The sequence below is a fragment of the Tatumella citrea genome (assembly GCF_002163585.1).
GTDB lineage: Bacteria > Pseudomonadota > Gammaproteobacteria > Enterobacterales > Enterobacteriaceae > Tatumella > Tatumella citrea.
This window is the reverse complement of record NZ_CP015579.1, coordinates 4,133,404-4,148,108: the sequence shown is the minus strand read 5'-3', so window position 1 is coordinate 4,148,108 and position 14,705 is coordinate 4,133,404. Positions and strand designations below refer to the sequence as shown.

Below are 14,705 nucleotides of genomic sequence, written 5' to 3'. Positions count from 1 at the left end.
CAACGTTATGTGGCCAGGGCCTCCTTCGCGTCATTTTCAGATTTCTGTTCCATCCTGTGGGCATCCTGCTTAAATTATCCGGAGTATCAGTTTGCAATTTACTGTCGGTATGAGGTCAGAGATGGTGTATCTGGATATTGGTGAAGTAGCCAGCAGGAGCGGGAATACGCCTTCGGCGTTGCGGCATTATGAAAAGCTGGGGCTGATTTCATCGGTAGCACGACATGGTTTACGGCGTCAGTTTCTGCCGGAAGTCTTGCTACAGCTCCGTCTGATATCGATGGGACAACTGGCAGGGTTTTCGCTGGAAGAGCTTGCCGGGATGTTTGGTCAGGACCGTGCGTTAGATCTGCCGAGGGAAAAGCTACACCAGAAAGCCGATGAACTGGACCGGCAGATAGAGCAGCTTACGGTGCTGCGCAATACTCTGCGTCATGTGGCGGACTGTCCGGCATCTTCACATATGGAATGCCCGACATTCCTGCGGTTACTGAATGTGGCGGGTAAAATGCCAAAAGGTAATGCAGTAAAGCGACATCACATAACCCGGGCAGCCCAGCGGCGGAGTGATACAGGACGCTGAGCATAAAAAACTGCACCTTACTCAGTTGGGTGACCAACTTTTGGGGTGCAGTTCAGTTACGGGCCTTTTTCAGACAGCGGCCTGACACTTAACGCATGGTGACAAATTCTTCGGCGCCTGTCGGGTGGATAGCCACGGTGTTGTCGAAGTCTTTTTTAGTGGCACCCATTTTCAGTGCGACCGCAAAGCCCTGCAACATCTCATCCACCCCAAAACCGATGCCGTGGATACCGACAATTTTTTCTTCCGGGCCCACGCAAACCAGTTTCATCCGGCACGGCTGGCGGTGGCTGGTGACAGCGGTATACATCGCAGTAAATGATGATTTGTAGACTTTGACGGCTTCATCACCGTATTGCTCCCGCGCCTCAGGTTCAGACAGCCCCACGGTGCCGATTGGCGGGTGGCTAAATACTACCGTCGGGATGTTGCTGTAATCCAGATGCTCATCCGGTTTGTTGTTAAATAAGCGTTCTGACAGACGACGTCCTGCAGCAACAGCGACCGGAGTCAGCTCCACTGCGCCAGTGTTATCGCCCACCGCATAGACACCCGCGACATTGGTATTCTGGAATTTATCCACCACAATGTAACCCTGCTCATTCAGTGCAACACCACTGGCCTGCAGGTTCAGATTATCGGTGGCTGGCTCACGACCAATCGCCCATACCAGACAGTCGACGGTAAACTGGTCGCCATTTTCCAGGCTCAGAGTCAGACTGCCATCGGCATTCTTTTCTACTTTCTGCGGCACTGAGTGAGTGTGCAGTGACGGGCCTTCGGCATTCATCACTTCTACCAGCGTTTCAGACAGCATTGGATCAAACTGGCGCAGCGGAGATTGTTTACGGACGAACAGATGAGTTTCGGCACCCAGTCCGTTTACCACACCGGCAATCTCTACAGCAATATAACCGGCACCGACCACGGCGACGCGTTTCGGCAGAGCATCCAGTTCAAAGAAACCGTCTGAATCAATTCCCAGCTCAGCACCCGGGATATCGGGGTGGCTCGGACGTCCGCCGGTGGCGATCAGAATGTGGTCAGCAGTGATCTGCTCACCGTTAACTTCTACGGTGTGTGCATCGATAAACCGTGCAAAACCTTTAATCACATCAACCTTATTTTTCCCCAGCACGTTGTCATAAGAGGTGTGGATACGGTCGATATAGGCACTACGGCTTTTTACCAGCGTCGCCCAGTCAAAATGATTAATGGTGGTATCAAAACCATAGTCAGGGCCATACAAACGAATGGCTTCGGAGATTTGTGCTGCGTGCCACATGACTTTTTTCGGCACGCAACCGACGTTGACACAAGTACCGCCCAGCTCTTTGGCTTCAATCAGGGCGCATTTTTTCCCATACATTGCTGCACGGTTAATCGAGGCAATACCGCCACTGCCGCCGCCAATAGCAAGATAGTCATAATGTTTAGTCATTGAAAAAGTCCGTCCGTTTCGGGTTAAGCAGAGCATGGGACCGGAAAGCCGGCCAGCCACCGAAGAGGTAAGGCTGTATCTGCTGTACTGTCATCTATGTCATCCAGTGTAACGCGACTCAGGCAAATGCCGCAAAGTTTGCACCTATAGTTGTGATAGGATGCGAACTGGTCTGACTGAACTTGCGGAAGCATATCATGTACCTTACCTTTCTGGGCACTTGTGCAGGAACTCCCAGCCTGCAACGAAATGTCACGGCAATTGCCCTGACTTTACCGGCTGCAGGAGACTGGCTGTTTGACTGCGGTGAAGCCACCCAGCACCAGTATATGCGCAGTGCGCTTAAACCCGGCAAGCTGGAAAAAATCTTTATTACTCATCTGCATGGTGATCATATCTTTGGTCTGCCGGGGCTGTTGACCAGCCGTTCTATGGGTAGCATCAGTCAGCCACTGACCATCTATGGCCCGCCCGGAATTCAGGCATTTGTCGATAATGCTCTGTCGCTCAGCAGCTCCTGGGTCAGCTTCCCACTGGAGATTATCGAAATTGAAGGCGGGGTCATTGTGGATAACGGTGAGTACCGGGTGACAGCTTACCCGTTAAATCATGTCGTACCCTGTTTTGGCTATCGTATTGAACAATATGACAAGCCGGGATTGTTGGATGCACCACGGCTGAAAGCGGATGGGATTCCTACCGGCCCGTGGTTTCAGCAACTGAAACAGGGCGAAACCATCACGTTACCTGACGGACGCCAGGTGGATGGCAAAGATTATCTTGGACCGCCGGTAAAAGGTAAATCAGTGGCTATTTTCGGCGATACAGCACCCTGCAGCGAAAGCCTGAGTCTGGCGGCGAATGTTGATGTGATGGTGCATGAAACGACGCTGGAAGCTTCAATGGCAGAGAAAGCGAATGGTCGCGGGCACTCCACAACCCTACAGGCGGCGCAGGCAGCCAGTGATGCCGGAGCAAAGCGGCTGATTGCCACACATTTCAGTTCGCGTTATGGCGCTCAGGATCTGCCGCGGTTGCTGGCCGAATGCCAGTCAGTCTTTCCTGCAACTGAGCTGGCAAACGACTTTTCGGTATTTGAAATCTGAACCGGTTATTCCGGAACGATCCATCCTACCAGGGTATGACCCGTACCCGCAGGCACCAGTTGCTGGTGCAGCCACGGCAGCACGGCTTCCATATCAGAGGCCAGCTTCCACGGCGGGTTTATTACAATCATTCCTGACGCTGTCATTCCGCGCTGATCGCTGTCCGGGCGAACGGCCAGTTCAATTTGCAGAATGCGTTTAATGCCAGTGGCCTGCAATTCATTAATCATACGTTTGATTTGCTGACGTAATACCACCGGATACCACAGCGCATAAACGCCGGTGGCAAAGCGTTTGTAGCCTTCCTGAATCCCGGCGACAACGGCCTGATAGTCGGTTTTTATCTCGTAAGGTGGATCGATCAGTATCAGACCGCGCCTTGAAGCAGGAGGCAGCTTTGATTTCAGTTGCTGATAACCGTCGGAACGGGACAGCTGTGCCCGTTCATCTTTCAGAAATTCATTACGCAACAGCGGAAAATCAGACGGGTGCAGTTCTGTCAGCTGCATTGAATCTTGCGGGCGCAGCAAATGGCGGGCAATCAATGGTGAGCCAGGGTAATACTTAAGCTTACCAGAGCGATTCAGGGCATTAACGGCCGACAGATAAGGCTGTAACTGTTGCGGGGCTTCAGGGTGCTGCCAGATTCGGGCAATTCCTTCCAGATATTCGCCGGTACGCTCAGCATGTTCACTGCCCAGCAGATAGCGGCCAGCCCCGGCATGAGTATCCAGATAAAGAAAGGGTTTATCTTTTTCCTGTAATGACTGAATGATCAGGCTCTGAACGGTATGTTTGAGAACATCCGCATGATTACCTGCGTGGAAACTATGACGATAGCTCAGCATGTTGTTAACCTTTGTAAAATCTTTTGTTCTGTGAGGTGCAAACCCGGCTATCGTCACATCCTCACGGCAGAGACAAATTCCAGCCTGTCCGGCAGCATTGCTTCACCGGGGCGCCGAGTATAGCAGTATTGGCTGTCGGGCAGTAGTAAAGGCCGCGATTTATCCTGTGGTTACCGGGGCAGATTTTCTGCCGGTTAACCGGCTAATCTGAAGACCTGGCAGTCTGATTCCTTGTTCCTGTGGGCGGGGAAGATTGATTTTCTGTTGTTCTGACCCCATCCTGATCATATTGCGCATGCAGAGCGCCTCTAACATCAACAGGATTGAGCTATGACTAACCCGTTACTGACCTCGTTCACACTGCCGCCGTTTTCGTTGATTAAGCCTGAACATGTTGTTCCGGCGGTCACTCAGGCACTGCAGGACTGTCGTGCAACTGTCGAAAAAGTAGTAGCACAGGGCGGTCCCTACACCTGGAAAACGTTATGTGAGCCGCTGTCTGAGACCGATGACCGACTGGGCCGATTGTTTTCACCGGTCAGCCATCTTAACTCGGTGAAAAACAGCCCTGAATTGCGCGAAGCTTATGAGCAGGTACTGCCATTATTATCAGAATATGGCACCTGGGTAGGACAGCATGAAGGTCTGTATCAGGCGTATGTCAGTCTGAAACAGGGTGACAGCTATGCCTCTCTGAATACCGCACAGAAAAAAGCGGTAGATAACGCACTGCGTGATTTTGAGTTATCCGGTATCGGTTTGCCTAAAGACAAACAGCAACGCTATGGCGAGATTGCCTCCCGGCTGTCAGAAATCGGCGCGGCCTACAGCAATAATGTGCTGGATGCGACCATGGGCTGGAGCAAACTGATCACCGATGAAAGCGAGCTGGCCGGAATGCCGGAAAGCGCACTGGCCGCCGCCAAAGCGCAGGCTGAAGCTAAAGAACAACAAGGCTGGCTGTTGACGCTGGATATTCCCAGCTACCTGCCGGTGATGACCTACTGTGAAAACCAGGCACTGCGTGAAGAGATGTACCGTGCTTACAGCACCCGTGCATCAGACCAGGGGCCGAATGCCGGCAAATGGGATAATGGCCCGCTGATCGAAGAAGAACTTGCGCTGCGCCACGAGTTCGCTCAGCTGTTAGGTTTCGGTTCATTCGCTGAAAAATCGCTGGCGACCAAAATGGCGAAATCGCCACAACATGTACTGGATTTCCTGGCTGATCTGGCAAAACGTGCACGGCCACAGGGTGAGAAAGAACTGGCTCAGCTGCGTGAGTTTGCGAAAACCCACTATAACGTCGATACGCTGGAACCGTGGGATATTACTTTCTACGCCGAGAAGCAAAAACAGCATTTGTATACCATTAGCGACGAACAGTTGCGCCCTTACTTCCCGGAAAATAAAGCGGTCAGTGGCCTGTTTGAAGTGGTGAAACGCATTTACGGAATCACCGCCAAAGAGCGCAAGGATATTGATGTCTGGCATCCGGATGTGCGTTTCTTTGAACTGTATGATGAAACCGGTGAATTGCGCGGCAGTTTCTATCTGGATCTGTATGCGCGTGAGCACAAACGCGGCGGTGCGTGGATGGATGACTGTGTCGGACGGATGCGTAAAGCCGATGGTTCACTGCAAAAACCAGTTGCCTACCTGACCTGTAACTTTAACCGGCCATTAAATGGCAAACCGGCACTGTTTACTCATGATGAAGTGATTACTCTGTTCCATGAGTTCGGGCATGGTCTGCACCATATGCTGACTGAAATCGAAACAGCCGGTGTATCCGGAATCAGTGGTGTGCCATGGGATGCCGTCGAGCTGCCAAGCCAGTTTATGGAAAACTGGTGCTGGGAGCCGGAAGCACTGGCATTTATCTCCGGGCATTATGAAACCGGAGAGCCGTTACCTCAGGAATTGCTGGAGAAAATGCTGGCAGCGAAAAATTATAATGCCGCTATGTTTATCCTGCGTCAGCTGGAGTTCGGTCTGTTTGACTTCCGCCTGCATGCTGAATATGACCCGGCAAAAGGCGCTCGTTTGCTGGAAACCCTGCAGGAAGTGAAAAAGCAGGTATCAGTTGTGCCGTCACCATCCTGGGGACGTTTCCCGCATGCCTTCAGCCATGTGTTTGCCGGAGGTTACGCGGCGGGCTACTACAGCTATCTGTGGGCAGATGTGTTAGCGGCAGATGCCTACTCACGTTTTGAAGAGGAAGGTATTTTTAACCGCGAAACTGGTCAGTCATTCCTCGACAATATCCTGAGCCGCGGTGGTTCTGAGGAGCCAATGGTCCTGTTCAGCCGTTTCCGTGGTCGCGAACCACAACTGGATGCGATGCTGGAGCATTACGGTATCCAGGGATAATCCACGGGTGAAGATTTGTCTGATAGATGAAACAGGCGCCGGAGACGGCGCCTTATCTGTTTTAGCCGAACGCTGGCAGCTGACCCATGACCAACAGGCGGTTATGGCGTTGGTGATGACTCCAACCCATCTGGAGCTTCGCAAGCGTGATGAACCAAAACTTGGCGGTATCTACGTCGATTTTGTCTCGGGGGCAATGGCTCACCGGCGCAAGTTTGGCGGAGGTCGTGGTGAAGCGGTGGCCAAAGCGGTCGGGATTAAAGGCAACTATCTGCCGGATGTGGTGGATGCCACTGCGGGGTTAGGGCGTGATGCTTTTGTGCTGGCGGCGGCCGGATGCCGGGTGCGTATGCTGGAACGCCATCCGGTGGTGGCAGCATTGCTGGAAGACGGTCTGCAGCGTGGTTACCGGGATGCAGAGATAGGTCCCTGGCTGCAACAACGGCTGTCACTGATTCATGCGACCAGTCACCAGGCACTGAGCGAAATCTCTCCGCGGCCAGATGTGGTTTACCTTGACCCGATGTATCCGCACCGGCAAAAGAGTGCCATGGTGAAAAAGGAGATGCGGGTTTTTCAGTCGCTGGTGGGAGCTGATGAGGATGCGGATGGTTTGCTGCAGCCTGCGCGTCTGCTGGCTAAGAAACGGATAGTCGTCAAACGCCCGGATTATGCGGAGCCACTGGACGGGGTGCCGACATCTTCGGCGGTGGTGACTAAAAGTCACCGGTTTGATATTTATCCTTCGCTGGCCCCGGAAGTGCCTGCTGAGTAAAGATAATTTCGCTGGACAACATCAGCATCCGGCGATATTCCTGACAGGGCCCGGCAGTCGCCTGGCCCTGTCATCTCAGAGCATTACTCTTCGTCTTTCATCGGTACAATCAGCATATCGATATGAACGGTATTGATTAGCTGACGTGCTGATGACATCAGCTTGCTCCAGAAATCCTGATGGTGCCCGCAAATTACCAGGTCGACGTGATATTTGTTAATGGCATCGATGAGTACCTGCGCCAGGTCACCACTCCCACTCAGGGTCTGGCTCATTGGATATCCGGCATTGGTAGATAATTCGCTGAGTGCTGTCTGGGTTTCTTCAGAAATACGTTTCTGCATATCTCCCAGGTTCACATCGATCAGTCCGGTGTACAGATCAGAATAATTTACGTCTACATGAATTAATGACACTTTGGCATTGTACGGACGCGCCAGAGAAACGGCTTTTTCTACCAGTAACTGGCTTTCCGGAGACAGATCAACAGCGACCAGAATATGTTTATAAGACATGGCAGACTCCTCAAATACAAAAAAGGTAAGGATCAGCAATATTGTCACTAACACAGGACAATCAACAGACAGGTTGCTGACCACTATGGCGATTTTCTACTGTGTGCTGTGAATTTATCCTACCATAGGGCTATACAACTGAGTATAGAATCATTGTCCGTCAGACCGACAGCGGGAAGTGTGAGTCAGGTCAAAGGGAGAGTTCTTTTTTCCCGGGCAAGGATTAAAAATGACTGCGCTGGTTGATGAAATATTACCTACACTAATCAATAAAACGGTCTGAGAAACATGTAAGACTGGCTGTCAGCCAGGGGAATGGCGGAGGGGGAGATGATTAATACCACGGTACTGTTTATCTGTTTATGTATTGTCTGTGTGATTAATATGCTGCGTTACTTTTCTTCATTACGAACCCTGCTGGTGGTGATGCGCGGCTGCGACCCGTTGCTTTACCAGTCAGTGGATGGTGGTGGTTTTTTCACGGCCCACGGACAGCCGGCGAAACAGATGCGGCTGGGGCGTTATATTTATGAAAAGCGCTACCTTGACCACCATGATGAAGAATTTATTCGTCGCTGCGAACGGGTACGCGGCCAGTTTATTCTGACCAGCAGTCTGTGTGCGGTTATTGTGATAAGTCTCGCAGGATTGTTGATCTGGCACTAACCCCGCACAGGGGATTTTTTATGCCAGCGGTATAACAGAATGCTTTTTTGAATTTACCCGCACCGTATACATCCCGTATACTTTCAGTACATTCTTTAACACAGGCAATGGAATCACGTGACTTCCGAAAAAATACAGGCAACAGAAAAACTCGGGGACCTGGCCTACCAGACGCTGCACCGGATGATACTGGAGAAAACGTTGCGCAGTGGCGGGGCGGTGGTGGAAGGCCGGTTGGTTGAAGAGCTGCAAATATCCCGTACGCCGTTGCGTGAGGCGTTGTTACGGCTGGAAGGTGAGGGATTACTGGTACGTTCAGGCGCACGATCTTATTCGGTGCGTTTCGTCAGTGCTCAGGAATACTTTCAGATCATGAAAGTCAGAGAGCTGCTCGAAACCGAGGCCATCGCGCTGTCTGTCAATAAAATCGATCACCAGCTGGTTGATGAATTGATTGAAAAAGTGACCGCGCTGAGCGCCGGCCAGCAGGAACAGGAACACTGGCAGGCCGATGATCAGGTCCACACATTGTTTGCCCGGCATTGTGGTAATCCGGTGTTGGCTGCAATGATCGATCAGGCCAGAACCCAGAGCCGGTTATTTGAACTGATCACCCCGTTTAACCGGATCGAAGAAGATCGCCAGGAACATCTGGCGATCCTGAATGCCTGGAAATCGGGCGATGCAGAGGCGGCCCGTCAGGCATTTAGCCAGCATCTGCGCAATCTATCAGCATTTGTTCTGAAACGTCTGTCGGAAGGGGGCTAACCCGCTGGTGGCTCATCATCCGAAGATGATGAGCCAGGCCTATTTGAGAGATGCCGGACAACAAGGACAGCCGTCAACATGCAGCGGGTTTCTCACTTCTGCCACCGGTTTGCTGCGTAGCAGCACCGGGGTAAAGGCGGTTTTTCGCTCCGAGGATTGCCCGCATTGCAGGCATTCTGCCGGATTATCCCGTTCTGCGACTGAACGGCGCAGTTCAAAATCTCCGCACTGCTTACAGTGATAGTCATAATACGGCATCGTGACCTCCTACCAGCATTTCCCGACTTCGCCCCTGACCACAAAGCGTCCCTGACCAGTCTTACCCACCCACTGATCATCACTGACCAGTAGCTCTCCGCGCAGTAATACTTTTTTCACTTTCCCCTGAACCGAATGGCCTTCGAACAGTGTGAAATCGCAGTCGCTATGCTGAGTAGCTGCGCTGATGGTGTGGCATTCGTTCGGATCAAAAATCACGATATCGGCATCACTGCCAATGGCAATAGTTCCTTTCTGCGGGAACAGACCAAACAGTTTTGCCGGTGCGGTGGACATCAGCTCAACATACCGGTTTAAGGAGATACGGCCGCTACGTACACCACCGTCATAAACTACGGTCATGCGGGTTTCCACTCCGGGAACACCATTCGGAATTTTAGAGAAATCGTCTTTGCCCAGCGACTTCTGATTGATTTTTCCGAGGTGGCCTTCTTTCAGGCAGTACGGGCAGTGATCGGTGGAAATCAGCTGCAAATCGTCGGTTTTCAGTGCGGTCCACAAGGCATTTTGCGCCTCTTTCGAACGCAGTGGCGGGCTCATGACCAGCCGGGCTGCATCAAAGCTGTCTGTTTCATCACTGTCGGCATAAGCTGACTCATCAAAAAACAGATAGTGCGGACAGGTTTCGGCAAACACCGGAATGCCCAGATCACGGGCTTCCACCACATGTTTCAGGGCTTCTTTGGCGGACAGGTGGACGAAATAGACCGGGGCTTCCGCCAGCTCTGCCAGTTTAATGCCGCGATGGGTTGCTTCACCTTCCAGAATTGCCGGACGGGTTAATGCATGGTAGCGCGGTGACGTGTGACCTTGCGCCAGCGCTTCCTGAATAAGCAATTCGACGATAGTCCCGTTTTCGGCATGCAGTGCAACCATTCCGCCATGCTGCCCGACCATCCGCATTGCCTGGAAAATAGCGGCGTCATCAGACATCACTGTGCCAGGATAGGCCATAAACATTTTAAAGCTGGAAACACCTTCATGGCGGATTGCATAGCGCATGTCCTCCAGAACCTGTTTATCCACTTCGGTGATAATGACATGGAAACCATAATCGATATTCGCGACGTGATCGGCCTTGGACTGGGCACGTTCAATTGCCTGCAACGGGCTGGTGCCATGGTTTTGCAGCGCAAAATCGATAATAGTGGTTGTACCGCCAAAGGCGGCAGAACGGGTGCCGCTGTGGAAATTATCTGCCGTGACCGACGGACCAAAAGTGTTTTCCATATGGGTATGGCAATCGACGCCGCCCGGAAACAGCATCATGCCCTGAGCTTCGATAATCTGCGTTCCGGCTTCAGGCTGCAGATTCAGTCCGATACGGGAAATACGTTCATTTTCGATAAATACATCGGCGATGTAGTCATCTACAGCGGTAATAATACGTCCGCCACGGATCAACGTTGAAGTCATAGTCTGTTCCTGAATTATGCGCTGAAGGATTGAGCGTTGTTTAATAACTCTGCCAGTTTTTCACGCTGTGCCTGACCGACGACCGGTACCGGCGGGCGGGGAGTGGCGTGAGGGATCTGCCCCAGAATATGCAGGCAGGCTTTCAGCCGTGCATTAGCGTGAGTGCCGGGATACGTGCCATAAATTTCTTTGGCCAGTGGGTAAATATACTGATGCAGGCGCCGGGCTTCGGTCAGCTGGTTGTTCTGCATGGCCTGATACAGTGCGACTACCAGCTCCGGAACCACGGCAGCCAGGCTGACCACACTTCCATCCGTTCCCAGGGCAAAACAGGTCATTAAGTGCTCGTCACCGGAGGCCATCATCGCAACATGAGGAGCGACTTCCCGGACGATACGCAGATTCCGGTCATAAGCTGAGGTTTCCCAGCTGCCTTCTTTCACCGCAACAACCTGTGGCAACTGTACCAGTGCCGCCAGTAATTCCTCCGGATAGGCCATACCTCCTGTGCCGACCCCTGCCTGATACAACATCACGGGCAGCTGCGCATGAGCATTAATGATGCGGTGATGATTGAGCACCGTGTCGCTGTCTGTCGATAATGACCAGGAATAAGGAGGGAAAATCAGCAGCATATCTGCACCGGCGGCTTTGGCATCATCCGCCTGTAACTGGCCGTCATAGCTGTCTTCGGCATTAATCCCGGCAACCAGCAGGATCTCCGGCGGGCATACCTCACGGGCGATTTCCACAACCCGCTTTTTTTCCGCCAGTGATAAGGCAAAGTTTTCACCTGCATGGCCATTAATCAGCAGCCCACGGATACCGGGTACCTGTGACAGATGACGCATATGGGCTGCCAGCGCGGGCTCATCAATGTGACGACCCTGTTCATCCATCGGACAAACGGTCGCCGCATAAACGCCATGGTAGAGAGGTAATTCACTGCTGCTCATTCTGTTTCTCCGCAAAATTTTCAGACTGCACTCCGGCAGGAATAATCAGCCGGGAAGGATTAAAGAGAGGCATTTCCGGGGGGTTACCGAGGATAGCGTCAGCCAGTAATTTCCCCATCCACGGGCCACTGGTGTATCCGGAGTGAACACATCCGATAACGTATAAATCAGGGTATTCCGACAACGGGCCAATCATGGGCATCGCATCGGCAGTCTCAGACTCAAAGCCCAGCCAGATTCTTGCCACTCTGGCATTAGCCAGTGCCGGGCAGACATACTGGCCCAATCGCAAATTGCCGGTCAGATTCTCCGGAATAGTCTCGGGGCGACCAGAATCACGGTTCCCCCGACCCTGCCAGCCACCACCAATCAGTACTGTGCCGTTCGCAAATTGCTTCATCGATAACAGTCCGTTGGCAATACTCAGCACGGTGCGCATGACCGGAGGCATGCGTTCGGTCACAATCAACTGATTCACCAACGTTTTCACAGGGATGGTGATCCCGAGAAGTGCCAGCATGGGTTCCAGCCAGACGCCTCCGGCCATTACCAGCCGGGTCGCTGAAACCTGTATCTGGCCGCCACGGGCGGAGACCTGGTAGCATTTGCCTGGCGGAGTAATTTGGTCCACTTCAGCATTTTCGATAATCGTGACACCCGCCTGACTGAGTGCCGCATGGAATGCCTTGCCGGTCAGATAGGCACTGGCATAACCGTCGGTTTCACAGTAAGCGGCAGACAGGCAACTGTCAGGAATACAGGGTTCAATTTCCCGGGCTTCACGACCACTCACCAGCCGGATATCGGCACCATATTCCCGTCGTGCGGCTGCACGCTGTTCCAGTAAATCCTGCTCCGCCGCAGTAAATGCCAGAGACAGTCCGGGGGCCGCGGTTGCCAGTACTCCGTTACCCAGCCAGGTTTCCGGATGCATCCACATTTCCCAGGCTTTCAGGGCATAGGGCACAAGTGCTGCACGGGTCATATGTAACGTCAGGGTTCCTGCATTGACTCCGGAAGCTCCGCGGCACAATGCATTTCTCTCCAGCAAGACGACTTTCATTCCGGCACGAGCCAGGAACAGGGCGGTGGTGCATCCCATGACTCCGCCGCCGATAATGCACACGTCGTAGCGGGTTGCAGTAGTGTTGACTGTCATAGCGGGGCTGCCTTAGGAATAGGGATATCGGCGTAATCAAAGTCGCCGGTTAAATCGCTGACCAGGAGCGGTCTTAGTGGTGTTCGTGGTGAAAATATGCCGGCCGTGTCGCGACTGAGATTCAGGCGCCTGGCCAGGATTTCGCTGGCAACGTCGCCACAGCTTCTGCCCTGGCAAGGGCCCATACCACAGCGAGTCCAGGCCTTAAGCTGGTTCACTTCGGTGGCCCCGGCATCGCAGGCCGCTTCAATATCAGCCCGGCTGACATCTTCACAGCGGCAGACAATAGTGTCGGCAGCGATACTGTCGGTATGGCCTTCCCGCAATGCCATCAGCCCGGCCATTTTCCGGCCAAAATGGCTGACTCTTCGCCATTCAGCTTCTGCCTGTTTGCGGGCAGGCAGCAGGGCACTGTCATCACCTTTTAGCAGGCTGACACAGGCTAATGCCACCATCACTCCTTGCCGGAGCGCTGCTGCAGCACCGTAAATGCCGGTACAGTCGCCGGCAGCAAACAGTCGGGGACGTGTTGTCTGGCCCTGCTCATCGATGGTAGCGATAAAACCACCGGATTCTCGTGAGTAATGGTGTCCGGCGTTTAGCAGTCGGGTAATTTCAGTGGATGGCGTCAGGCCATGCCCCACAGTGATGCAATCCACCAGGATCTGCCGTCGCGGCCCGGGCTGTGGATTCCCTGTTGCATCACAGGGAGCCAGTTCAGCCAGTAATTTCCCGTCCTGTTCGGTGACCCGCACCAGGGTATGACGAGAGTAGATGGGAGTGCGTGCCCTGAGCACAGGCAACCCGTACCCCGCACTTTGTTTCAGAATATCCGGGCGACGCAACATTGCTGGCAGGGTTCGTGCCCAGTCTTGTTTGCCGGCAATATCGGCAATGGCAAGAACTTCTCCACCGGCTTTCAGTGTGCCGCCAGCTACCGCTGCCAGTAGCGGTCCACAACCAGCAACCAGCGTCGTTTTCCCGGGCAGGGTCTGCTGCGATTTGAGCAGCAGGGTGGCGGCTGCCAGACCGATGACTCCGGGGAGTGTCCAGCCTTCAAAAGGGACCACCCGCTCGGTGGTGCCGGACGCAACCAACAGCAACCTGCTGGTGAAATGTACCGGCCCGGATGGGCCTAGTGCATCGACCCGGAAATCGCCGGTCACTGACCAGACCTGGTGCCCCATAAAGAGGCTGACATTGCTGTCTGCCAGCTGCTGGCGCAAATTATCGCCGGTTACAGCTTCGCCTTGCCGGGGTAAAGAGTTTTTGATGGCGGGAGCGCGATACACCTGACCGCCTGCCGCCGGATTCTCATCAAACAGCGCAACATTCAACTGATGCTGTGCTGCGGTCAGGGCTGCGCTGATTCCGGCAGGCCCGGCACCTAAGATGATCAGATCAAAATGGTTCATGTTGCTCCATTACCGGGATACAGGTGACTTTGAGTTCAGATTTGGCCTCAGTTTTGCAAGCTAACGCCCGTTTACCGTTGACCATTACCAGGCATTCCTGACAGGACCCCATCAGACAGAACATTCCACGGGGCTGCTGTCGTGCCGGGCTGAGACGTAATGTTTTGATGCCGTTCGAAAACAGGGCCGCAGCAATGCTTTGTCCCGGTAATGCAAAACAGCGTTGATTTTCAAAGGTAAAGCTTATTTTTTCGTCACTCATTTTCGGCATTACGCTCCCCGGCGTTGTTTATCAAGTAAACAGTGATGCTTGACAATTCGATCGAGATAGTATCGTATACGAATCGTATATGTAAAGTATTCGAACTGATCAGGATGAAATTTTAGCCGTTAACCTTTATCTGA

The 14,705-nt window shown here is 53.0% G+C and carries 15 protein-coding genes; 6 read left to right on the top strand and 9 right to left on the bottom strand.

Annotation, left to right across the window (positions count from 1 at the left end):
* Positions 1-91 precede the first annotated feature (91 nt).
* Positions 92-583: a helix-turn-helix domain-containing protein gene (locus A7K98_RS19670; protein WP_407703091.1), complete on the top strand. Its 492-nt coding sequence runs from the start codon at positions 92-94 to the stop codon at positions 581-583.
* 88 nt (positions 584-671) lie between these two features.
* On the opposite strand, the gene gorA is transcribed toward A7K98_RS19670, so the two are convergent.
* Positions 672-2,024: a glutathione-disulfide reductase gene (gene gorA / locus A7K98_RS19665; RefSeq protein WP_087490057.1), complete on the bottom strand. Its 1,353-nt coding sequence runs from the start codon at positions 2,022-2,024 to the stop codon at positions 672-674.
* Positions 2,025-2,221: 197 nt separating this feature from the next.
* On the opposite strand from gorA, the gene rnz reads away from it, so the two are divergent.
* Entirely contained in the window at positions 2,222-3,130 is a 909-nt protein-coding gene (gene rnz / locus A7K98_RS19660; protein ID WP_087490056.1) for a ribonuclease Z, read from the top strand.
* A gap of 5 nt (positions 3,131-3,135) precedes the next feature.
* Here the strand turns inward: rnz and A7K98_RS19655 are convergent, their stop codons facing one another.
* On the bottom strand, positions 3,136-3,978 hold the full coding sequence (locus A7K98_RS19655) for a 23S rRNA (adenine(2030)-N(6))-methyltransferase RlmJ (protein ID WP_087490055.1): 843 nt from the start codon (positions 3,976-3,978) through the stop codon (positions 3,136-3,138).
* Between the two features lie 330 nt (positions 3,979-4,308).
* On the opposite strand from A7K98_RS19655, the gene prlC reads away from it, so the two are divergent.
* Positions 4,309-6,351, top strand: coding sequence for an oligopeptidase A (gene prlC, locus A7K98_RS19650; protein WP_087490054.1), 2,043 nt, complete (start codon positions 4,309-4,311; stop codon positions 6,349-6,351).
* A 7-nt stretch (positions 6,352-6,358) separates the two neighbouring features.
* Positions 6,359-7,126 (top strand): 16S rRNA (guanine(1516)-N(2))-methyltransferase RsmJ, encoded by a 768-nt coding sequence (gene rsmJ, locus A7K98_RS19645; RefSeq protein WP_257789951.1) that lies wholly within the window; start codon positions 6,359-6,361, stop codon positions 7,124-7,126.
* Positions 7,127-7,209: 83 nt separating this feature from the next.
* Here rsmJ and uspA read toward each other — a convergent pair whose 3' ends face one another.
* Positions 7,210-7,641: a universal stress protein UspA gene (uspA, locus tag A7K98_RS19640; RefSeq protein WP_038015627.1), complete on the bottom strand. Its 432-nt coding sequence runs from the start codon at positions 7,639-7,641 to the stop codon at positions 7,210-7,212.
* A gap of 330 nt (positions 7,642-7,971) precedes the next feature.
* Between uspA and uspB the strand changes: the two genes are divergently transcribed.
* Together uspB and A7K98_RS19630 are read left to right on the top strand one after the other, a co-directional pair.
* A complete protein-coding gene (gene uspB, locus A7K98_RS19635; RefSeq protein ID WP_087493493.1) occupies positions 7,972-8,307 on the top strand; it encodes a universal stress protein UspB in 336 nt (111 codons plus the stop codon).
* 117 nt (positions 8,308-8,424) lie between these two features.
* On the top strand, positions 8,425-9,075 hold the full coding sequence (locus A7K98_RS19630; RefSeq protein ID WP_087490051.1) for a GntR family transcriptional regulator: 651 nt from the start codon (positions 8,425-8,427) through the stop codon (positions 9,073-9,075).
* Positions 9,076-9,114: 39 nt separating this feature from the next.
* Here the strand turns inward: A7K98_RS19630 and A7K98_RS19625 are convergent, their stop codons facing one another.
* Genes A7K98_RS19625 through A7K98_RS19600 form a run of 6 tightly spaced genes read right to left on the bottom strand, consistent with a single transcriptional unit; the run spans position 9,115 to position 14,571 of the window.
* Positions 9,115-9,333 carry an FmdB family zinc ribbon protein gene (locus A7K98_RS19625; protein WP_087490050.1) on the bottom strand — a complete coding sequence of 73 codons (219 nt, stop codon included), beginning with the start codon at positions 9,331-9,333 and terminating at the stop codon, positions 9,115-9,117.
* 9 nt (positions 9,334-9,342) lie between these two features.
* Positions 9,343-10,770: a dihydropyrimidinase gene (hydA, locus tag A7K98_RS19620; protein ID WP_087490049.1), complete on the bottom strand. Its 1,428-nt coding sequence runs from the start codon at positions 10,768-10,770 to the stop codon at positions 9,343-9,345.
* A gap of 14 nt (positions 10,771-10,784) precedes the next feature.
* A complete protein-coding gene (locus tag A7K98_RS19615) occupies positions 10,785-11,726 on the bottom strand; it encodes a dihydrodipicolinate synthase family protein (protein ID WP_087490048.1) in 942 nt (313 codons plus the stop codon).
* Positions 11,713-12,885 (bottom strand): NAD(P)/FAD-dependent oxidoreductase, encoded by a 1,173-nt coding sequence (locus tag A7K98_RS19610; RefSeq protein WP_087490047.1) that lies wholly within the window; start codon positions 12,883-12,885, stop codon positions 11,713-11,715. Before A7K98_RS19610 ends, A7K98_RS19615 begins: the two co-directional genes overlap by 14 nt.
* Positions 12,882-14,300, bottom strand: coding sequence for an FAD-dependent oxidoreductase (locus A7K98_RS19605; RefSeq protein WP_087490046.1), 1,419 nt, complete (start codon positions 14,298-14,300; stop codon positions 12,882-12,884). The genes A7K98_RS19610 and A7K98_RS19605 overlap by 4 nt, the downstream gene beginning before the upstream one ends.
* Complete coding sequence (locus A7K98_RS19600; protein ID WP_087490045.1) at positions 14,287-14,571, bottom strand: (2Fe-2S)-binding protein; 285 nt, start codon at positions 14,569-14,571, stop codon at positions 14,287-14,289. Before A7K98_RS19600 ends, A7K98_RS19605 begins: the two co-directional genes overlap by 14 nt.
* Positions 14,572-14,705 lie beyond the last annotated feature (134 nt).